23 protein-coding genes are annotated in these 21449 nt (G+C 36.3%); 15 read left to right on the forward strand and 8 right to left on the reverse strand.

What is annotated here, in order from left to right:
• Nucleotides 1-35: 35 nt before the first annotated feature.
• On the forward strand, nucleotides 36-1604 hold the full coding sequence (locus CD33_RS18740) for a histidine kinase N-terminal 7TM domain-containing diguanylate cyclase (protein WP_036203771.1): 1569 nt from the start codon (nucleotides 36-38) through the stop codon (nucleotides 1602-1604).
• Entirely contained in the window at nucleotides 1567-1800 is a 234-nt protein-coding gene (locus CD33_RS18745) for a hypothetical protein (RefSeq protein ID WP_036203772.1), read from the forward strand. Before CD33_RS18740 ends, CD33_RS18745 begins: the two co-directional genes overlap by 38 nt.
• 465 nt (nucleotides 1801-2265) lie before the next feature.
• Here the strand turns inward: CD33_RS18745 and CD33_RS18750 are convergent, their stop codons facing one another.
• The 4 genes from CD33_RS18750 to CD33_RS18765 form a co-directional block, all read right to left on the reverse strand.
• On the reverse strand, nucleotides 2266-3495 hold the full coding sequence (locus CD33_RS18750; protein WP_036203774.1) for an MFS transporter: 1230 nt from the start codon (nucleotides 3493-3495) through the stop codon (nucleotides 2266-2268).
• Nucleotides 3485-4612, reverse strand: coding sequence for a SagB/ThcOx family dehydrogenase (locus tag CD33_RS18755; protein WP_036203777.1), 1128 nt, complete (start codon nucleotides 4610-4612; stop codon nucleotides 3485-3487). The genes CD33_RS18750 and CD33_RS18755 overlap by 11 nt, the downstream gene beginning before the upstream one ends.
• 303 nt (nucleotides 4613-4915) lie before the next feature.
• Complete coding sequence (locus CD33_RS19630; RefSeq protein ID WP_052130337.1) at nucleotides 4916-5311, reverse strand: hypothetical protein; 396 nt, start codon at nucleotides 5309-5311, stop codon at nucleotides 4916-4918.
• Nucleotides 5289-6116, reverse strand: a complete 828-nt coding sequence (locus CD33_RS18765) for a squalene/phytoene synthase family protein (protein ID WP_036203779.1) — start codon at nucleotides 6114-6116, stop codon at nucleotides 5289-5291. The genes CD33_RS19630 and CD33_RS18765 overlap by 23 nt, the downstream gene beginning before the upstream one ends.
• Nucleotides 6117-6431: 315 nt before the next feature.
• Between CD33_RS18765 and CD33_RS18770 the strand changes: the two genes are divergently transcribed.
• Both CD33_RS18770 and coaW read left to right on the forward strand, forming a co-directional pair.
• On the forward strand, nucleotides 6432-7496 hold the full coding sequence (locus CD33_RS18770; protein ID WP_036203782.1) for a 3'-5' exonuclease: 1065 nt from the start codon (nucleotides 6432-6434) through the stop codon (nucleotides 7494-7496).
• A 270-nt stretch (nucleotides 7497-7766) separates the two neighbouring features.
• Nucleotides 7767-8612: a type II pantothenate kinase gene (gene coaW, locus CD33_RS18775; protein WP_036203785.1), complete on the forward strand. Its 846-nt coding sequence runs from the start codon at nucleotides 7767-7769 to the stop codon at nucleotides 8610-8612.
• 125 nt (nucleotides 8613-8737) lie between these two features.
• On the opposite strand, the gene CD33_RS18780 is transcribed toward coaW, so the two are convergent.
• A complete protein-coding gene (locus CD33_RS18780) occupies nucleotides 8738-9127 on the reverse strand; it encodes a reverse transcriptase-like protein (protein ID WP_036203786.1) in 390 nt (129 codons plus the stop codon).
• A 150-nt stretch (nucleotides 9128-9277) separates the two neighbouring features.
• On the opposite strand from CD33_RS18780, the gene CD33_RS18785 reads away from it, so the two are divergent.
• A complete protein-coding gene (locus CD33_RS18785; RefSeq protein WP_036203788.1) occupies nucleotides 9278-9472 on the forward strand; it encodes a zinc-finger domain-containing protein in 195 nt (64 codons plus the stop codon).
• 450 nt (nucleotides 9473-9922) lie between these two features.
• Here the strand turns inward: CD33_RS18785 and CD33_RS18790 are convergent, their stop codons facing one another.
• Nucleotides 9923-10909 (reverse strand): YecA family protein, encoded by a 987-nt coding sequence (locus CD33_RS18790; RefSeq protein ID WP_036203790.1) that lies wholly within the window; start codon nucleotides 10907-10909, stop codon nucleotides 9923-9925.
• A 364-nt stretch (nucleotides 10910-11273) separates the two neighbouring features.
• Between CD33_RS18790 and CD33_RS18795 the strand changes: the two genes are divergently transcribed.
• From CD33_RS18795 to CD33_RS20315, 3 genes are all read left to right on the forward strand, one after another.
• A complete protein-coding gene (locus CD33_RS18795; protein WP_036203792.1) occupies nucleotides 11274-11957 on the forward strand; it encodes a phosphopantothenoylcysteine decarboxylase domain-containing protein in 684 nt (227 codons plus the stop codon).
• A gap of 47 nt (nucleotides 11958-12004) precedes the next feature.
• The gene (locus CD33_RS18800; RefSeq protein WP_052130338.1) at nucleotides 12005-12757 is read left to right on the forward strand and encodes a VOC family protein; all 753 of its coding nucleotides are present in this window, start codon (nucleotides 12005-12007) and stop codon (nucleotides 12755-12757) included.
• A gap of 167 nt (nucleotides 12758-12924) precedes the next feature.
• The gene (locus tag CD33_RS20315) at nucleotides 12925-13089 is read left to right on the forward strand and encodes a hypothetical protein (protein ID WP_156967328.1); all 165 of its coding nucleotides are present in this window, start codon (nucleotides 12925-12927) and stop codon (nucleotides 13087-13089) included.
• Between the two features lie 109 nt (nucleotides 13090-13198).
• Here CD33_RS20315 and CD33_RS18805 read toward each other — a convergent pair whose 3' ends face one another.
• Nucleotides 13199-13798, reverse strand: coding sequence for a YitT family protein (locus CD33_RS18805; protein WP_052130339.1), 600 nt, complete (start codon nucleotides 13796-13798; stop codon nucleotides 13199-13201).
• Nucleotides 13799-14013: 215 nt separating this feature from the next.
• Here CD33_RS18805 and CD33_RS18810 point away from each other — a divergent pair, with 215 nt between their 5' ends.
• The gene (locus CD33_RS18810; RefSeq protein ID WP_052130340.1) at nucleotides 14014-15177 is read left to right on the forward strand and encodes a PstS family phosphate ABC transporter substrate-binding protein; all 1164 of its coding nucleotides are present in this window, start codon (nucleotides 14014-14016) and stop codon (nucleotides 15175-15177) included.
• Between the two features lie 184 nt (nucleotides 15178-15361).
• Here CD33_RS18810 and CD33_RS18815 read toward each other — a convergent pair whose 3' ends face one another.
• On the reverse strand, nucleotides 15362-15562 hold the full coding sequence (locus tag CD33_RS18815) for a cold-shock protein (RefSeq protein ID WP_036203795.1): 201 nt from the start codon (nucleotides 15560-15562) through the stop codon (nucleotides 15362-15364).
• A gap of 355 nt (nucleotides 15563-15917) precedes the next feature.
• Here CD33_RS18815 and CD33_RS18820 point away from each other — a divergent pair, with 355 nt between their 5' ends.
• The 6 genes from CD33_RS18820 (at nucleotide 15918) to rbsD (ending at nucleotide 21432) form a co-directional block, all read left to right on the forward strand.
• Nucleotides 15918-17645, forward strand: a complete 1728-nt coding sequence (locus CD33_RS18820) for an ABC transporter ATP-binding protein (protein WP_036203798.1) — start codon at nucleotides 15918-15920, stop codon at nucleotides 17643-17645.
• Nucleotides 17646-17688: 43 nt separating this feature from the next.
• Nucleotides 17689-18036 (forward strand): hypothetical protein, encoded by a 348-nt coding sequence (locus CD33_RS18825; RefSeq protein WP_036203802.1) that lies wholly within the window; start codon nucleotides 17689-17691, stop codon nucleotides 18034-18036.
• Nucleotides 18037-18185: 149 nt separating this feature from the next.
• Nucleotides 18186-18752 carry a hypothetical protein gene (locus CD33_RS18830; protein WP_036203806.1) on the forward strand — a complete coding sequence of 189 codons (567 nt, stop codon included), beginning with the start codon at nucleotides 18186-18188 and terminating at the stop codon, nucleotides 18750-18752.
• 432 nt (nucleotides 18753-19184) lie between these two features.
• Nucleotides 19185-20171: a LacI family DNA-binding transcriptional regulator gene (locus tag CD33_RS18835; RefSeq protein ID WP_036203809.1), complete on the forward strand. Its 987-nt coding sequence runs from the start codon at nucleotides 19185-19187 to the stop codon at nucleotides 20169-20171.
• Nucleotides 20168-21046 carry a ribokinase gene (gene rbsK / locus CD33_RS18840; protein ID WP_036203813.1) on the forward strand — a complete coding sequence of 293 codons (879 nt, stop codon included), beginning with the start codon at nucleotides 20168-20170 and terminating at the stop codon, nucleotides 21044-21046. The genes CD33_RS18835 and rbsK overlap by 4 nt, the downstream gene beginning before the upstream one ends.
• Nucleotides 21043-21432 (forward strand): D-ribose pyranase, encoded by a 390-nt coding sequence (gene rbsD, locus CD33_RS18845; RefSeq protein WP_036203816.1) that lies wholly within the window; start codon nucleotides 21043-21045, stop codon nucleotides 21430-21432. The genes rbsK and rbsD overlap by 4 nt, the downstream gene beginning before the upstream one ends.
• Nucleotides 21433-21449: the final 17 nt, after the last annotated feature.

Raw genomic sequence — 21449 nt, forward strand, 5'->3', positions numbered from 1 at the left:
GTAGAAAATTGATTTAATTCGTCTGGAGATAAAAAATGGGTACTGAGCTGCTGTTTTATAGACTATTAATCATCCTTGCAGGAATTTTGAGTTTATTCTTATCTCTTTTTTCATATTGGAAACTAAAAAATGCTCCTGGTGCCAGACAATATATGTTTGTTACATTTTTGTCGGCAATCTTTACTTTTTTGTATGCTCTTGAATTATCAGCAACAACACTGAGGGAAATTAAATTCTGGTTGGGGCTAGAGTATGTTGTGATGCCTTTCATACCTGCTTTTATATTATTGATGTGCCTGGACTATATCGGCATCAAACTTAGACAACGTTATTTTTTTATTCTTTTTAGCATCCCATTAGTAACAGCGTTTATGCATCATACAAACGAGCTTCATCATCTCTATTATACTTCGGTCGGACTATTAGAGAGTGCTCCTTTTCCAATCATTCAACTAGAGTACGGGCCTTTTTTCTATGTTCATTCTCTCTATCTATTCCTATGTCTTGCTATCAGTATTATCCTATTGTTATTGCAGTTGAAAAAATCGATCTTTCGGTTCCGGATTCAACTGTTGACAATGGTTGCAGGTTTATTTGTGCCGATTCTTGCCAATTCCTTTTATTTAAATGATCTGAGCCCTTACGGTATAGACTTGGGACCGGTATCTATGAGTATCTCTTTTATTCTTCATGGGGTAGCACTGTTTTCCTTTCAAATGTTCAGTGTTGTGCCTATTGCAAGGGAAAGGGTGTTTGACAACATGCTGGAAGGAGTTATCGTGTTAAATCACAAAGGAGTTATCATCGACTACAATCAGGCAATATATCGTATCCTGCCTTGGCTTAATGCTTCATCAATTGGCAAAGGAATAAATTCCGTACTATCCCATAGTGAAAGCTTGATTGAACTCATCTCGCATGGCAAGGAATGTGTATATGAGTGTGTCGAAGGAACTTTGACGGAACACTATCAGGTTCGCTTTTCAGAATTGGTAAACAAAAAGGGTTTCAAGATTGGCACGATCATCTCTTTTGTCAATATAACCGATAGGGTAGAGATGCAAAGAAGGCTTAGCGAGCTTGCGAATTATGATGGTCTAACAAAACTCTATAATAGAAGATATTTTATGGATCAAACGATAGCCGCACTGGAATCCCTCTTTGCACAAAAAGGTAATGCCGCGCTGATTATGTTTGATATTGATCATTTTAAAATGATTAATGACACCTACGGACATGTGGCAGGGGATATCGTCTTATGTGAGGTCGCAAATTTGGCAAAAAATAGTTTAGGCCCACAAGATTTAATTGCTCGTTATGGCGGAGAAGAGTTTATAATCTTATTGCGCGGAAGGACAATGGATGGGGCGGTTGAGTTGGCGGATTCGATTAGAAAAGAAATTTCGGAGAGTCTTATCCATCTTCATGATCATCGTATTCAGGTAACAGCGAGCTTCGGAATTTCACCAATAGAAGTGACAAGTTTAGACCAAACAGAGGCGTTTAAAGAAGCGCTGCGATATGCCGACCAGGCTCTTTATATGGCGAAAGATAATGGAAGAAACAATGTTCAAATCCATAAAGAACAGTTGCAAATGGCCTAGCTCACTGAGGCTAGTTATTGTAGAAAATATTGAAGAAGAGCCAGAAGAGGATACAGAAGAAGAGTTACCGGAAAAAACATTGGAAACAAATGAACCGATATTTGAAGAAAAATCGATGAAGCTGGTGATGAAGAATCAACACCAAATGAAGAGGTACCTTCAAATGAGGAATCAGTTGAGCAAAATAAACCGGTAAATGAGGTAGAAGAAGGTAGAGAGACTGTACCTTCTGAAGTGAAGAAAGTCTTGATGAAACCACGTCTATCCGAGATGTTGATGTATCTTCCATAACAGAAACTACTATCACTACTTATATTCCTAGTATAATAAAAACAGTAAGGAGCAATATATTTTCACGTTTAAATCGGGGTATTCCTTTTGGGAATTTTACAAATGCAAAGAAATGATCTCGTAGGAAACAAGAGAAAATCGAATAAATTCAGAAAAGGACGGAACGAATTTCAATCCTCAAAACAAACTAACTCTTGCTGAAATGGCTAAAATGTTATTGCGTCCTTACGCTTAACCGAATGGTAGTAAAGTTAAGTATTAGTTTTAAAGAAAAGGATATTCCATCAATTGGAATATCCCTTCTTTGCAAGAAAAAAATATAGACTCGCAAACAACTGCTGAAACAAAATACTTATATTTTAGCACTTTATTACCGAGTTGAATTCGTTGATGTCTCTTCTCTTCTTTTACTCGATAATTCTTTATTAATATATATAATCGTAAATATTAACACTAAGATAAAAGCAAGGAAACCTAGTGTTATAACTACTTTATTAAATCTTATTAAATCAAGTAAAAAACCTATTGAAACCATAGATATTTGTATTAATGTTCTATCTATCATAGACTTAAATGCAAAAAAACGTCCGTGAAACTCATTTGGAATAGTCTCTTGACTGAAAGTATTAGAAATAGGGTTAAATATTCCATAAGCAAATCCAAATAATCCGAAAGCAAGAATTGGTAATAATAATATATTAGAAAACGATAGTAAAAATAGTACTACAACAATTAAAAAGCTAGAGACTAATAAACAATAAATACGATTTATATTTTTTACTCTTTTACTTATAAATGTACTAGATAATATAAGTGAAATACCTTCAACAGCATATAAAATACCTTTTATTGAAGAGTTATTTTGTATAGAACTAATCTCAACTATAAATAAGTTAAATCCAGCAATAAATATTGTTGGTATTATAGATAAAAAAAGAATCATTTTTATATCGAATCTTTCAGAGATAACCAAAAACACTTCCCTAAATTCAACTTTTTTCTTTATCTTTCTTATAAAGCCATCATCTTTCATATCCAAAGAAAATGTTATTAGAAAAACAAATAAAAAAGCTCCAAATGATATAGCGTAAAGAGAGGAGAGTGATATAACGGTTAATAACAATCCACCAATAGTTGCTCCAAAAATCCTTGATAATGTTACGATATTAAGATTCAATGAATTAGCTATAATTAAATCTTTTTCCTCTGTGATTTCAACTATTATAGCTTGCAGTGCGGGTTCGAAAAATGAAGCTGAACAACTTACACCAATACTATAGGCCAACATCCACCAAACTGAATCTGTAGCTAAAGCAATGAACATAAAACCAACAGAAATCATTCTTAGAATTCCCACTGTTAATAAAATATTCTTTTTCGCCACACCATCAATTAATCTACCAGCATACGGAGCAATTAATACGCTAAAAACACTGCCTGAAACCAGAAAAATAGACTGTAAGAGGTGTGATTCAACATTTTTTTGTAAAAAATGAAGGTTTCCAATTAGCCCAATCCATAAAGCTAATTGAAATAGTAATTGACTAGTCAGTACTATAACTAGATTTTTGTTTTTGAGTAATTCCTTCTCAAATTTCATAATTCAATTCCTTTAAAAATCTTAAATCACGACCATATTCCAAAGAATCGTTTGATCTATAGCCAATTCCTGAAACACCCATTACAATTTCTTTGTTGGAATCTATTTTCAATTCCTCTTCAACATATTGATCATTTAAGTGACCTGAAAAAAAGGTACCTAATCCTAACCAATTTGCCACTAGAAAACAGGTTTGACTTAAATGGCCCATATCCATCATTAGAACTCTATAAGTTCTAGGACTTTGATATTTCCACATAGAACGTTCGATGCAAGCTGTATAAAAAAATAATACCGAAGCGCCTTTAACAAAGTTTTGACCTGCAGCCATATCAACAACTTTGTCGGTCATATCTTTTTTATGTATAACTTCAAGTTCGTGGTTTTCTACAGAATAGTGATAAAGCCCCTTTTCTAAACCTTCAACATTTAAGATTACTGGATATACTTCAATTGGGTGTCTACATCCTCCAGAAGGGCTCGTCTTAAAGATAATTTTGTCTATTCCAATTTCATATTTACAACTTTGTGCTCCATAAGTAAGATACAACATAGTGGATAAATCATTCAAAGAAATTGGTTTATCGTTAAAAGAGCGCACTGTTTGACGTCCCAATAACGTTTCTAAAAAGCCCTTCTTTTCCTTGTAGGAAGGAAGCGGCAACTTAATTTTTTCGCTATCATTAATATTTTTATATATATTTGGAGGTGTATCACTTTTTCTCTTACTACTCAAACGCTCATATTGTTCATCTTTATCTATATAATGATCTTTGTTTAAGAGCCGAGTATTATAGTGGAAATATTTACTCGAGGAACCCCAGGTATCCCAATGTTTTAGATTAACTTCTTGTTCATATTCTTTAGAATAATTTTCAATTAAAATTTTCGATTCTTTTAACTGGAAAAGGGCAACTTTTAAAAATTCTTCAGTAAAGGTTTCATTATGATTGAGTAAAGTGAAAATTTCATTTTCCTCTTTCCAAGTTGAAAACAAATTAAGAATAGGATAAATCGAGGAATCTATACTTCTTTGTTCGTGATGTATAAAGTCATCACAAACAAAATGTCCATCTTTCCAAAAAAATACTATATTACTGTTTATCTTTAACAACATTTATATTCTCCTAACTTATTAATATATGAAAAATGACCAATGGCTGGCATAATAAAATTATGCCAGCCATTTTAACTTTTTTAGTTTTGAGGAGATGTTTCACCATACTCTTCGTTAATGCGATTGTCATAGTCACTAGTAAATGGTTTGAAAATTGTCATGTATAACACCCCTATTGGTTTATATATACATTTTTACATTTATTTGTAAATTAGTAAACTATTTATTCTGAAAAATTTAAATATAAATACATTATACTACTATATCCTTTTATTTCCACTATATAGTACCTAAGTAAATTGTCTAGCAAGAACTTGATATGCTGCGGCCCGGCATCTCGATTCGGTCCGTCTCGGATATCGTCGCACTTTTAAAGGCAGCATGAAGGGGGAAGTGTATGTATTGCCATTCAAATAATTGTTTAAGAAAACTTTTGATGACAGAGATTTTTAGTGATAGGATAGATGGGTTGTAGGGACCATTTTTCGTCACATAATCCGAACGACTTTGTAGCCAATCCACGTATCGATCGATATGACGCTTCTGCAAGAACTTCAACACAGAAAATTCCTCATCTATATAGATTGGACGTGTATAATCAATCCCAATTTCCCCCAGCCCTTTCCCGATAATAAAAGAGATGCCCCAGACGAGTTTGGGGCATCTCTTTTTGCTGTTAGTCAGCCTGTATTTCTTCAACTGTCTTTTCGACCTCTTCGCGGGACATCTTTTCCTTGCCCTCTTTTAAAGATTTGAGTGTTTTATGTGCCAATGCAAGAGGAAGCCGGCAAAATAATAAAATGGATCGTTTATGAATATCCTTCATATAACGATCGGCTTTTTCTAGGTTCTCCTCCGCATACAGGAATAGATCATTTCGTGTCCATCCTTCAGGAACAAAACTTACACCTCGTTCACGGTAATCTTCTTCCTGATTGCGTAAAATATTGACTAATTGCAGTCCACGGCCATAGCCGATTGCAAGTTCTCTATCAGTTTTGACTCCGGCATTCCATTCCCAAAGCTCGGATAACATGACCCCTACTAATCCTGCTACATAGTATGTATATTCGTCCAAGTCTTCCTTTGTACGAACTTGGAAATCATTCTTTGCCCATTTCCCCATACCTTCTGCCATTTCACTAGTGGCATCTTTTACAATTTTTTCGGATCCGGCAGGAAGAAGATGAATCCAATCGGCAAGTCGCAATGTCACTTCAGTCAGATATTCCTGTACAGGTTTGATGATTTCAAAATACCTTTGTTCATTGAATTGTTTTTCCTTTAATAGTCCGCTTACTTCCATTAAAATCGTATGTTTTAATTCACTTGTGACATTAGGGTGTTCATTATCCTCAATTTCATCGATCGCCCGCATCATTAAATAGGCAGTTGCGACAGCTGTTTTTAATTCTTTTTGTAAAAATGTGATTGGAATATAAAACGTGCGGCTCGTTTCTTTCAATACTCTCATTGCATCTTTAAGGAGTTCTTTGTCAGACATTTTGAATTTTCCTTTCGTTCATAAAGTACATCAATCTAATGGTACATTAAATTTCTTGAAATGAACAATAGATAATCCGATATTTTGACAGGTAATAAGTATGACGTGCTGGAGATTCACTCTATATTCTATTATTTATGAATGATATAATGTGATTTGTGTCATATAAGTGCCATACTTTTTCTATTTCGTTACAATGAGGTTAATAGATTGTAAATATAAATTGCTATCGATGAATTTACATTGATTGCTTTGAGACTTCTTAGATTATACAAAAAACAGGTTGAATCCTGTTTGAACAGTTAAGGTGGAATGATGGTGCGTAAATATACTTACATATTTGTCGATGTGGAGGCTACATTGATACGTGGTAAACAAAATATTATTGAAATCGGAGCAATCAAATGGTTGCCGGATGGAACAATTGAAGAATTTTCGCAACTGACTCAACCATATAAATTTCGAAAACTAAATTTCCATATTCAAAAACTTACTGGAATTTCAACAGAACAATTATTATGCGCTCCTTCAATAAAAGAGGTAATGCCTGAGTTTATTAAATGGTGTGAGGGAAACACGATCTTTATTGCCTTTGGTGAGTTTGACCGCAAAGTGCTGGAAGACGAATTATCGCGCCATAAGATGGATTCAAGTTTCCTATATCCCTTTATCGATTTTCAGCAAAAATATATGATAGAAAACCAGCTGAAGGAGCAGCCAAGTCTTTCGAAATTATTAGAAGCATTTGAAATAACAACGACTATTCAACATCGGGCATTAGCTGACGCAATAAGTTTATTTAATATTTTTAAAGAAACCAACGGTGCTGAGTTGATTGAAAAACAGCAAACAAACGAATTTGGATTACTGCTTAGTGAGTTCAGGCAACAAGAAGAGGCGTATGATTTGTTGTTATCCTATATTGTTGGTACCATCTCCCCATCAGGGTCGGTAGAGATTGATTCGATTAGTACGATGAATAAACAACTGTCCTTTGACACCAAGGAAGAACAGCGGGAAATTGCTGAGGGTGTAACCGAGACGGTACAGAGAACGATCATTCATCCCAATGATGAAGTAGAGGAATTTTTAAATAATATTACATCCGATTTACATAATAAAGTACTAATTAGTCGAAGTGGATTAAAACAGCTGTCAAAGATAAATCGATTGCATCAAGTGGTTTTCCCTAAATTGGAAGTCATTACATTGCAACAAATCCTCTATTCCGAGGAAGCCGTCAATGAATTTTCTATAAATAGCCTCACAATCCCATTGTACGAAGAAAAACTCTATAGTTTGCTAAAAAAATATGAAACAAACATCGTGAATGAATTTGAAAAGAGACATCTCTTAACTAAGGAAGCCATCCATATCTAATGGCTATGCAAAAGAAAGCTCAGTGTTTCATTTGTATAGGTTTCCTTACTAATGATCCTCTGTGAATCTACCGAATTGTATTCTAGGATAAAATAATTGCACGATAAATCAAAGAAAGTTAAAGTTTATTGTGGGAAATGGATGGTATAACGATCAGAAGTGGGATATTCCCAATTGTACGTAAGTTGCAACAATCGGGTATTTACTAGTGAGTTCTACGATACATTCGGGATTTACTGCAAGTTAATGCGGGGTAAAAGGAGAACAGTTATGCAAAATGTAATAGGTATCGATGCAGGGGGAACTCTAACGAAAATTGCTTATACAAATGAGCAAGATGAGATGGAATTTGTCGTATTTCCTTCAAATGACTTCTCCCAAGTGAAGGCTTGGATTGAGAATCATCCACATATAGAAGAAATTGGATTGACAGGCGGCCGGACTAAACAGCTTTTAGATGTTTTAAGGACGATGAAATCGATCCAATATTTGGTTGAATTCGAAGCAACACTTAAAGGGGTAAAGTATTTACTGCACAAAAATGGCCATAAACTTGATAATGCCATTATTACAAACATAGGGACAGGTACTTCCATCCATCATATGGATGCGCAAAATCATGTTCGTGTAGGAGGAACAGGCGTCGGCGGAGGTACTTTAACCGGCCTTGCGACAATCATGACGGGTATTTCAGACTTTGCACAAATCACTTCAAATGCCGGCACGGGAAGCAGAGAGGGCATAGATTTATTTGTAAAAGATATATTCAAGGGTATGGAGCCCCCCATCGAAGGACACTTAACGGCAAGTAATTTTGGAAACGTTAACATATTGAAGAATGCTGAATACAAAACAAATGACCTATTGGCAACCATCCAAGGATTGGTTGGAGAGGTGATTACTACGCTGAGTATTCAATTTGCTGAAGAAAAGAAGTGTGAAAGCATTATCTATATTGGCTCAACTTTGACAAATAACGACCATTTGAGACAGGTTATTGCTAACTATACTATTTTGAAAAAACATAATCCGATTTTCCTGAAAGACTGTGGTTTCACAGGAGCAATTGGGGCTTTATTATATAAAGTGGAACTTTCTAAAACAACCGAATCCTAAAAAAACACTATGGAATGTCCAAAGGTTGAACTTTGAAGACATTCCTTTTCTTCGCTTATACATTTTGGTTCGATAGTGCATAACATAGAACAATCACAATCTTGCGTTCCATTTGAAAATAGCTGCTATTTACCCTTGAAAATAGCTTCTCTTGCAAGTGCATCCGCAGCTTTATTCTGGCTATCAGGAATCCATTTAATGAAAAACAGTTCCATTGTTTCGATTATTTGCAGTGCTTGTTCCAAGTATGGTTTATATTCTTCGTTTTTCACATATTGCTTCTCAATTGAAGCAACGACTATTTTTGAATCAGAGCGCATGGAGATAAGGGAAGAACCGATTTTTTTTACTTCCTCCAATGCACGGATCAAAGCGATGAACTCGGCAACATGATTATTTGTTTCACCAATAAACTCACTAATCTTAATATGTTGACCTTCACCTTTAATAAAAATACCAATTCCGCTTGGTCCCGGATTACCGGCACTTGCACCATCAATATAGACTTCTAGCAATAAGATCCCCACTTTTTCGAATGAATACTTTCATTTTAACCATATTATATCTTATTGAATAAAAAATAAGTAATTATTAGTGTAGTCACTTTGACAAATGAAAAATGTAAATAGTAAAATAGGAGAATGCTTGTGTAAAGGGGGAGTATCGTGAATAAAAATACAGTTATAAAAGATATAGATGAATTAACGGACATATATTGCAACGACTGTCCCATTAAAGGGGATTTACGCAAAAAACGAGGGAAATCGGGTGCACACAAATTTTGCATAGAACAATGTACTGTAGGGGAACAGTTACAGTTTTTAGGGCAAGAATTGCTTAAAATATATGAGAAACGATAAATTGTCCATCAGTGATTCATAAGCTGAAAACAATCCAGTGAAGATTATATAGATTATATTGAGATATTTAAAACCGCCTGGAGTAAATTAAAAGGCGGTTGTATTGTCTAATGAAGATATTTAAAATATGTTAATGCGATTTTGAAAATAATTAGGATATATATTGAGACGACTTTTTTATGGCGAGAATTTAAAGGTGATTTCTATTATTAGTTCCTTCAGAACACAATCTATTGGTATTTACAGCAAGGATAATCCTTTTAAACAATTGTATTAGTGCAAATCGAACAGCCTTTGGTATCAACCGACGCACTATTCCGCTGGAGTCGCCGCCTACACATAATTTATAAAAATGGCAAAAGGCTTTCAGAATGAAACCATTCTGAAAGCCTTTTGTCGACAATCTGAAACCTCTCATCGAAAGTCATGCGGGGTTTTTCGTGTTCATCATTATACTAGTACTGCATTGTATTCCAACAGTTCCTGGTAATACTTGTTTAAAGAAGAAGAGGAAACACCAAAGTTTTCAGCGATTTCTTTGATTGTGAAGGAAGCGCCGCTTAATAGATTTCGTTCTTGTGCAAATCGGATTGCACCGGCAGCAATCGCCGCTGGTTTTCTCGCTTTTGGCTTCTTCTCGACTAAATAGTCTTCCAGGGAAACGAGTAGTAGAGGGGCGTCGATTTCCTTCTCTTCCAGGAACTGTTTTGCAAGATCCACAACTTCTATCTCGAAGGAGGAATATTCTTCGCCACTATATCCAGAATCAACAAGGCCGACCCAAAAATCTAAATGATTGTTTTGTAAGTACTGCTCAACAGACTCGTTTGCTTCATCAAATTGAGCTGCGAAATTGCTGAATGCCTGCTTGTAATTTTCCGGGAAGAAAATCAATGTTGAAACTGCCAGAAACTGGTTGTCTACTTCAGAACCATCAGGGAGCAAGAAAGAAAAAACTTGCATACCTTCCGGAATGACTCGATTTGATTCCCGGCGAATAAAGAGTTCTTCTTTTGTCAAAGCATGGACGGCCTTAAAGTATTTTTCCTCGATGGCAACCACTTCACCGATAAACAAGAAAGGTTGATTCCAGCTATTTAATAATTCGACCATCTTAGGACGGATCATTTTTTTTATCGTCCGTTTGATATAATTTGTCCAAATATCCAAGCGTTTATGGAAGAAAAAATCGTCCAAAGCTACGGCTTCGATTAATTCGCGCTGTAAATGGGATTCCAGTTTTGGAGACCAGTCGCTTACTATATTGATATAATCTTTAATATCCTTTTTTTCGGGATAAACATTATAAAACGTTTGAAGAACATGTTCAATTTCATCTAAAAACACTTTTTCAGTTGTAATTTGCTGCTTTCCTTCACAACATTTTTTGTATTTTTTTCCGCTACCGCATAGGCAAGGGTCATTACGTCCTATCATGAACAACACTTCCTTTTCAATAATTCTAGTTGAATGTTTTAGCCACATTTCGATATTACTATCCAATTATAATAATACCGACTTTACTATCTGATGAAAAATAATAGTTTATTTAAAACTATTAGAAATATCGGACATATAGTTATTTATATGTTTTGCACATCTGAAATAGAATCAATAATGATGATTTGATAGTTTTATTTTTGATTTATTGGCCAAATGAGGTGTACTTCGCAAAGAATCTAGCATTTTGCTATTAATATCACGCACACTTTTTAATCTTTATAATAACTTTATTGGTAATTCTTAATATATAATGGTGATAATGAAAAAATCGATACCATACAAAATTAGGTGATTTTAAATGAAAACATTACGTGGCAAAAAAGTCTTAATTACAAGTGGAGGTACATTGGAGAAATGGGATAATGTACGTGGCCATACAAACTTGTCGAAAGGGGCAATGGGTTGCTTCCTTGCGGAGGCGGCACTGGCAGCAGGGGCGGAAGTGATTTATTTGCATGGATATTTTGCCAAACTTCCGGCTAGTGCATCAAAAATGCAGTTAATGATGTTCGAGGGAATAGAAGATTTAGGGGAAAAAATCCAATCGATCGTCCAAGCAAGTTTTATTGATTTCGTGATAATGGCTGCAGCCGGTTCGGATTGGATTATTGATAAAGTATACGACCAATCAGGGAATGTACTGGAGGAAAAAGGGAAGATGCCTTCGGATGTCCCCCCTATCATTCACTTTAAAAAAGCGCCAAAAGTGCTTGGGCATATTAAAGAGTGGAGCCCTGATACGACGTTGATTGGCTTTAAACTAGAAGCAACCGATAATGTTGATTACCTGATTGACAGGGCTAAATTAAGAATGGACTCTTCCAACGCGCAATTTATGGTGGCCAATAGCTCAAAATCCCTTTATGGAATGGACGAGCCGCATTTCATCGTTGCGCAAGAAGGAGAAGTGGTGAAGGTAGATGGTAAAGAAAAGACTGCCAAAAAGTTGATTGAAATTTTGGCATGCACTTCGGAAGGATAGCGACTACGAATGTAAAATACGATAAACCTATAAATGAGGGAATCATTATGTACTTACTAGATCATCTTGTTCATTTCGTGAAAAAACCCGAGCAGCTAGTAGAAACAACAAAAGAACTAGGTCTGCATACTGTTAATGGCGGAAAGCATGAAATGTGGGGAACCTATAATTCATTATGTTATTTTGACTTATCCTATATCGAATTTATCGGTATTTTTGATGAGGTTTTATTTGAGAAGGCAGCGGGGGAACCTTTTACATTACATGAAACTTATAAAAACGGGAAATTTCAAAATGGTGTAGTACGAATGGCTTTTAGAACCGAGTGTATCGAGAAGGTAGCCGAAAACCTTCGCTCCTTAAACTATGATGTGTTTGGTCCCGAAGAATTTTCAAGAAGACGGCCGGATGGTTCTATACTCAAATGGAAGTTGCTACATTTTGGGAAAAGAGATCAAATACTTGATTGGCCTTTTATTATCGAGTGGGAAGGAAATGACAGTGAACGTTATGAAGATCTATTGGGGAGAGGAACAATTAAGCCCCATCCTTTAGGGAACCTTCTAATAAAGGAAATCGAAATTGGGGTAGCGGATTTATCGATTGCCAGTGAATGGGGAAAGGTTTTTGATCTTGAGGTTCATGGTACAGATAAGTTCAAAAGGATAAAAATGGAAAACTGTGCATTGACATTTAAAAAAATTGTAGGAAAGAATAAAATACTGCAAATCATAATCTCTGGTGCCAAGGAAGTGAAGGAATTAACCTTGGAAGGTTCGAGTTATCTCATTAAAAAATAAAAGTCTGCCAGATAAAAACTAAAAATAAGAACATGTTTTGATTCATTTCATGACATGTTCTTTTTTAATTTGTCTAGAACATATACTTGCAAAAGGGAATGTGTGTTCGTATAATTGAATTGACATAAGTATTCAATCCGATCCTGAGCTAAAGGGGAAGCATAAACATGACAATGACAGGGCCTGAATTAATTTATTGCCTATCAGAGGACGAAAGGAAACAATTGGCTGCTGAAATAATTCCCATTCTAAAGAGTAGCACTGTTGAAGAAATAAAACTTGTACAGCTAATAGCTATGAAAGAGCAATCGCAGAAGTCCCGGGATGTTTGAAAAAACTCCTAGATCAGCTAAGGGCGAGCGAGAATGTTTATGTGAGCGGGAGCATTTGTCCAAAAATAAAAATGCTATCTCTTAAACTAATGAACAGTGTTGTTATGTTCTATGTACGAACCATATCGACAACGATAGTTGCAAAAAAGTATGTAATTATTGAAACAACTGCACCCATCAACCCGAACATTAAAAAGGCCAAAATGAAAATAAAGATATTTATGATAAAAATGGCTTCCCCCACGGAATAGGACGTCTTGCGAGAAATAAGGATAGCCAATACGTCAGTCCCATCCAATGCACCACCATTTCGAAGCACGATTCCGATACCCAATCCAAGTAATATGGCCCCGATGAAAATCAGTAATAGGGAACTTCCAAATAAGAACGGAGGAAATATCTCCAAGAAACCGGTTGACACCGTTAATGCAAAAATCCCTAGCATCGTGGAAAATGCAAAGCGCTTGCCTAAATGAATATAGCCCAAGAAAATAAAAGGGATATTGAGTATGAAAAGGAGCGCACTTAAAGATAAACCCAGTAAATCTGAAAGCATCATGGATATCCCTGTAATGCCGCCGTCAATTAACCCATTCGGGATAAGAATTACTTCCAAACTAATAGCTGCCATAAAAGCGCCTATGATAATCCATGGAATTTTTGATAATAAGTCCACAATATATATTTTATAGAGCTGTTTGGATCGCAAATACGTACTCCTTACTTGTATAGTAGTCAATACAATAAAAATTGAGCAAACACCTATACCATAATTATGAATTTGTTAGCGAGATGATACATACTCGCACAAAATATTTTAACTGTGACTGGTGATTGTATATTGATAGATTTTTACAATACTTTACTTATGAAAAAAGGACTTCTCTTTGCTTAAATCGAACTTAAAAGGGGGAGGGTTTAAATGTGGAAAAGAAATCTGTTTTCGAATTATTGTTTAAAATAAGTTTCATATTGATTTGTACGGCTTTTGTAACAGGTATTGCCGTGCTTTATGCATTACTGATCGGGAAGATTCATTACATAGGGTTAATAATCACTATTGGAGTTTTGCTTTTTTTACTCTATATTTTTAAGTTGTTTCAACTTTTTAAAAACAAAAAAGCTAGGGTAATATTTTTTTCAATCGCACCCCTTACACTTGGATTGGCCTCAATACAACCGATCTATCAAGGATATAAAAGCCAATTGGCCACTGTGGATTCTGAAGTGAATATCTATGAATATATGCCATTTTCAAACAATTCAAAAGTTGCGACGCTGAGTGAGGGCTCATCATTGGCCATCAAGGACGATCTACCAAAAATCGATGGTGCTACCGCACTATATCCTTTGTATTCGGCCATTGTGCAAGCTACTTATCCCCAAAAGGAATATGATCCATATGATAGTGAAGTGATAGTAACCACTACACCGACTGCCTACACAAATTTATTTCAAGGGAAAGTCGACATGATCTTTGCAGCTGCACCATCAATCTCGCAATTAAACCGTGCAAAGGGGCTTGGACTAGATCTTAAGCTTACTCCAATCGGAAGAGAAGCCTTTGTATTTTTTGTCAATCGGAAGAATAAAATAGATGGGTTATCAAGTGAGCAGGTAAAGGGTATTTATTCCGGAGAAATCACTAATTGGGAGGAAGTTGGGGGAGAGAAAGATACTATTCGTGCATTCCAACGTCCTGAAGATAGCGGTTCGCAGTCAGCATTACAGTCTTTTATGGGTGAGAAGAAAATAATGGAGGCACCGACAGAAGATATTGCTTCTGGAATGGGGGGCATTATTAACGAAGTTGCACAATATAAAAACTTTAAAAATGCAATTGGCTATACATTCCGCTTTTATTCAACCGAAATGGTACAAAATAACAAAATTAAATTACTTGAAATTGACGGGGTGGCCCCGACAAAAGAAAATATCCGCAATAATCGTTATCCAATCTCGGCGGAAATCTATATCATTACAGCCGGTACAGAAAACTCAAATGTCAAAAAACTAATCGATTGGGTTTTGTCGCCACAAGGACAGCAACTTGTTGAAAAGGCTGGCTATGTTCCAGTGGAAAAATAAGCATACGGTGATTTGAAATCGAAAATCAAACGTTGCTTCTTCGGGGAACTCAGTACTGAAGACGAACCACGCAGATGAAAAATGAAGTATCGAGTTTTCGATACCTCACTTCATTTGAGGATTATAAAATGATATTTAGACAATAAAAAAACCAGTCTTACTTGTTTGTCTGACTGGCACCAACTTATAGTTTAACAACATTTGAGGCTTGGGGACCGCGATTTCCTTCGACAATATCAAATGATACGGGTTGTCCTTCATCCAACGTTCGAAATCCTTCTTCTTGTATGCCAGTGAAGTGAACGAAAACGTCTTCACCATCATTGCATTCAATGAAACCATAGCCCTTTTCATTATTGAACCATTTCACTTTTCCTTGGTGCATAGAGGCGATCTCCTCCTATTTCGTTAGTATGGCATTTATTAATATGGAGCTATTACGAATTAAAATATACATGATTGTTTTAATAGTGTCAACATTTTGACATTTCAACAAAATGTGGGCACTTTGTTTACAATACAGATAACAGCTCTTTTGCCCTAAGGCGAAGGCTCAACAAGATTCATTGTAGTGGATAGTGATATTATATGTTATACAGGTGTAAATAAACTCAGTATAACAGTTAAATTGCAAGACAGGAGATCTATGGGGCACAACAATATGAAAAACGGTCGCGAGAACTTCTTGGAAAGTGCAAGATTATACTTACAAAAATTATGAATCAGGAGTCTTTTATAATATGGAAAAACAGAATAACAGTCTTAAACCTTTCATTAAGCTCATATTTAATATCGGCATCCCAAAAGCGGCACTTGTTTTTGGGTTGATCTTTAGTTTGATTACGACCATTGTAGGCCTTACAATCCCTATGCTGACAAGGGAATTTGTGGACGGATTTTCTCTTTCGTCCATAAGCACCACTTTGATCATTCTCATTGTAGTCGTCTTTATTTTGCAAGCCGTGATTGATGGCGTTTCTACGTATTTACTTGCTTTTGTTGGACAAAAAGTCGTAGCTAATATGCGGGAAAAAATGTGGCTGAAAATGATAAGGCTGCCGGTTTCATATTTTGATGCCCAGCAAAGCGGAGAATCCGTCAGCAGAATCGTCAACGATACTGGGATTGTAAAGGATTTAATCTCACAGCATTTCCCACAATTCATTTCGGGACTTATTTCAATAATTGGGGCAGTTATTATTCTGTTCGTCATGGATTGGAAAATGACGTTAATCATGTTGATCGCTGTACCGGTAACAGTAATTATTATGGTCCCGCTTGGTTCAAAGATGGCGAAAGTTTCAAAAGGATTGCAGGATGAAACAGCTGCGTTCTCAGGGAATATCCAACAAACTATAAGTGAAATACGCCTTATGAAATCTTCAAATGCCGAAAACTTCGAAGAGGAAAAGGGGAAAGCTGGAATACGTTCACTATTAAGTTTCGGATTGAAGGAAGCAAAAATCTTTGCATTAATCGGTCCCTTTATGTACACAGTAGTCATGTTTGTTATTGTCATGATCATCGGGTACGGAGGAATACGTGTTGCAGAAGGGACAATGTCAACAGGATCCCTGGTTGCGTTCCTTCTATATCTCTTCCAAATTATTTTCCCTATTACCTCGTTTGCCATGTTCTTTACACAGCTGCAAAAAGCACAAGGAGCGACAGAGCGGATTATTGATATTCTGGATATGACTTCCGAGGAAGGTCAGGAAGGAATCGAAATGGATATTAAGAATGAGCCAATTAAAGTCAACAATGTATCCTATGCCTATAGTGAAGATGAGCCTGTTATTAAAGATGTCTCATTTGAAGCAAATCCAGGAGAAATGATCGCCTTTGCAGGTCCGAGTGGTGGGGGAAAAACCACCCTATTTGCAATCCTGGAACGGTACTACCTTCCGACATCCGGCTATATTATGGTCGGTGATACTCCTATCAATGAAATTTCATTAGCATCCTGGAGAAGTCAAATTGGCTATGTTTCACAAGATAGCGCAATGATGTCGGGTACCATCCGAGATAACCTTTGCTACGGCTTAACAGAGAAGGCTTCGGATGAACGGCTATGGGAAGTCGCTAAAATGGCCTATGCTGACGAATTTATTCGTTCCTTTGCAGATGGACTAGACACTGAAGTCGGCGAACGGGGCGTAAAATTGTCAGGCGGTCAAAAACAGCGCATTGCAATCGCGCGTGCATTTTTGCGAGATCCCAAAATCCTGCTGATGGATGAAGCAACAGCCAGTCTGGATAGTCAGTCAGAAAGTGTTGTTCAACAAGCACTTACGAGGTTAATGGAAGGTCGTACAACGTTCGTAATCGCCCATCGCCTATCAACAATTGTAGATGCGGATAAAATTATCTTTATTGACAAAGGTCAAATCACTGGGGTGGGTACACACTCAGAGTTAACAGAAACTCATGAGCTTTATCGGAAATATGCCGAGCAGCAATTAACTTAGTATTTGTATTTAATTGTACAACAGTGAGAGGTGGGTGATTTTTGTGAAATATCTTTTCGATTTCATTTTAGCGGTATCGTTAAATGGTTTCTCTTACTATATTGCCAGTTTTCTCCTCGATAATGAGCTGGCAATATGGCAAGCCTTATTAATAGGTTTAATAGTTGTTTCATTGGGGGCTATGACTGAAGCTCTGGGAAGCCCAATGTGGTTAATTGTTCTTGTTCCTTTTCCTGTAGGGATGCTCTTACTCTACTTATTTCTTGATGCAACAGTGACGGAATGGTTTCTAAACTATTTACTTACACTAATAATCTATACAATAATGCATTTACCAATGAGTTATTTCTTTAAGTTTCATTCTTTAATCCCAGCATGGAAGCTATCTTAAGTAAATACTCATGGAAAGGGGACTTTTCTTAAGGAAGTCCCCTATTATCCATTGATAAATCATACTTATCTCCTTAATATTTGGAAAATTCAAAATAAATGTAACGTTTTGTGCTTTAATTGTGTCCAATATATAAAGGGGGATAAAACGTGAAATTAAAACTGCTAATTGGTTTTCTATTCATATTTCCTTTAGTACTCCATTTTCAATCTAATTCCAGTTCCGCTTGTTCTTGTGTAGAGCCTGGTTCAGCTGTTGAGGAATTGGTTGAAAGTGATTTCGTATTTTTAGGTGAAGTTATCAACATCAACGATCCCGACAGAAATGCAATTTTCAAGTCATCAACAAACTTGCTGGAAATAAAATTTGTAGTATTGGATATATGGAAGGGAGTAAATGAATCTGAAGTCCTTTTATATACAGAGTGGGATTCAGCTAGCTGTGGGTTTCAATTTTCCATGGATACTCAATATCTAGTTTATGGGACTTCATTAGATGGGAAAAAATCAGTTAACCTCTGCTCAAACACGGCTAATTTAGCGCAAGCGTCCGATGACTTGCTGGAGTTAGGGGAGGGGAAAAAGCCTTCAGGGGTGATGAACCTTGGGGCAGAAGATGAACCTTCGATGGACATCCTCATTTCTATATTTTCAGTAGTTGTTTTATTGATAATTATTGCCAGTTATCTGTTAGTAATTAGATTCAATAGAAGGTAAGTAAAAAAGGTAGCTACTTACTTATTTGAGCTGCCTTTCATCCCTATAATGTTACATACTGTATTCAGGATTGTTTCAATTACAAATTCATAAATTCAAATGTTTTGGATTTTTGCTTGAATGTTGCTTATAAAGAGGAGGAATTACATGTATTTTATGAAATTATGTTTGAAATTCAATTTAAGTATAGCTTAAATGATTAAAATGTGACATACTATAAAAAGTTTAATTGCTATTACTCTTTTAGCTGCGAATTTTTAAACAAATTTCATATAATAATGATGATACGAGAAAAAAACAATGCTGTTACATGATCATAAAAAGTAATACATCAACAACATTGTGGAACCGGTTACATAGAGGTTTTCTTTTTTAAACTATTGTGTAACCGATACCACATTGATAATCAAATCTTTTGAAAGCGAGAAAATGATGACAACAATCAGTGATGTTGCAAGGTTGGCAGAGGTATCCGTCGCTACAGTATCTCGGTATTTGAATGAAAGCGGATATGTTGGTGCGAAATCGCGACAGTCTATCGAAACTGCCATAAAAGAATTGAATTATGTGCCTAGCGAAGTGGCACGATCCCTCTCAACAAAACAGTCGGATATTATCGGATTAATTATTCCGGACATAAAGAACCCATTCTTTCCTGAATTGGCTAGGGCCGTGGAAGATACCGCCTTTGAATATGGTTATACTGTTATTCTTTGTAATTCAGATGAGAATCCGACGAAAGAAAAACATTACTTACAAAAGCTCACAAAAAAGTATGTTGCAGGTATTATACTAACTACGATACTTGAGCAGGAAAGTCATTGGAAAGATGTAAAGCTACCGATTGTCGCATTGGATAGACCTATTGATTCGGATGTCCCTACTGTGACGACAAATAATCAAAAAGGGGCAAAGCTTGCAACAGATTTCTTGATTGCATGCGGAGCGACAAACTTGTTATGTATCAGTGGCCCTGAAGCTTTTGTTTCTTCTCAATCAAGGGTGGAAGGTTTTCAAACGGCGTCCAGGAAAAAAAACATCACGACACATATTATTGAGAGTGCTTATGATTTCGATATAGCTGAAAAAATTATATATGACTATTTAAAAAATAACCCTTCCGTTGATGGCATTTTTGCTTGCAGTGATGCGTCGGCGATCGGTGCGTTAAAGGCTGCACACCGGCTAGGCATACGCGTTCCTGAGGACATGCAGATTGTAGGGTTTGATGGTATTCAAGTAGGCAATGTTGTCACGCCCAGTTTGACGACAGTTGCCCAAAATATTTATCAGTTAGGACAAACGGCAGCAAAGTTGCTTATCAAGCAAATTGAGGGCCAAAAATTGACGAATGAGTCCATTTGCATTGATCCGGAGCTCATTATTAGAGAAACAACAAGAAAGGAACGATTTGAATGATCACTGTTATCGGCAGTATTAATATGGATATCGCTATTCAAACAGAAATTTTCCCTAAACAAGGGGAAACCGTGCTAGGGAACTTATTTACAACCATTCCAGGCGGCAAAGGAGCAAATCAGGCTGTAGCGGCAGCAAGACTTGGAAGCCAGGTACAAATGGTTGGTGCAGTAGGGCAAGATGCTTTTGGCAAGGAATTACATGGCAACTTAATAAATGAAAATGTCCATGTAGAAGGCATTGCCAAAACAAACAGCTCTACTGGGATTGCCAACATTCTATTAAATGATAATGATAATCGAATTATTGTGGTACCTGGTGCAAACTTTGATGTAGACCGATCTTTGATTGATCAAAATATGGATTTAATAAAGAAAAGCTCATTGGTGATGCTTCAGCTGGAAATACCGGTAGACACAATCGAGTATGTTCTTGGTTTGTGCGAAAAATTATCAATACCCATTTTGTTAAATCCGGCTCCGGCAGCAAATTACAAACCGGAATGGATTGAAAAAGTGACATACTTGACGCCAAACGAAACTGAATGCGAAGTGATTTTTGGGGCTGACTATGAAACGGTTTTAAAACAATACCCAAATAAAATTATTGTGACATTGGGTGGAGATGGAGCCGCTTATTATGATGGCGCTCATATTGTAAAAGTCCCGGGTTTTAAAACAAAAGCAGTCGATACGACGGGTGCAGGGGATACATTTAACGGAGCTTTCGCCCATGCAATTACGGAAGGAAAATCCATTGAAGAATCTGTTCAATTTGCTAATATCGCAGCTTCTCTTTCTGTAGAAAAATTTGGTGCACAAGGCGGCATGCCTTCAATTGAAAAAGTGAATGAACGTTTGGAGGGAATGAAATGAAAAAACATGGAATCTTGAACCGTGAAATTGCAGGACATTTTGCCAAATTAGGCCATACCGACCGCATCGTTATTGCAGATTGCGGTTTGCCGATACCCGAAGGAGTTCCTTGCATAGATCTTGCATACAAGCTTTCTGAACCCTCTTTTCTTACAATCTTGGAAGTAGTTTTGGATGATTTGGTCGTGGAAGCTGCCGTAGCAGCAACGGAAGTTGAATCAAAGAATGAAAGAGTTGCTGCAAAATTGAAGAACAGCTTACCAGATCTTTCTTATGTATCTCACGAACAATTTAAAGAACAGACAAAACAAGCAAAGTTAATTATTCGTACCGGTGAAACGACACCATATGCGAATGTGATTTTACAATGTGGCGTTATTTTTTAGAAACTATAAAAGTAGGT

This window comes from Ureibacillus sinduriensis BLB-1 = JCM 15800, from assembly GCF_000772955.1.
GTDB classification, from domain to species: domain Bacteria; phylum Bacillota; class Bacilli; order Bacillales_A; family Planococcaceae; genus Ureibacillus; species Ureibacillus sinduriensis.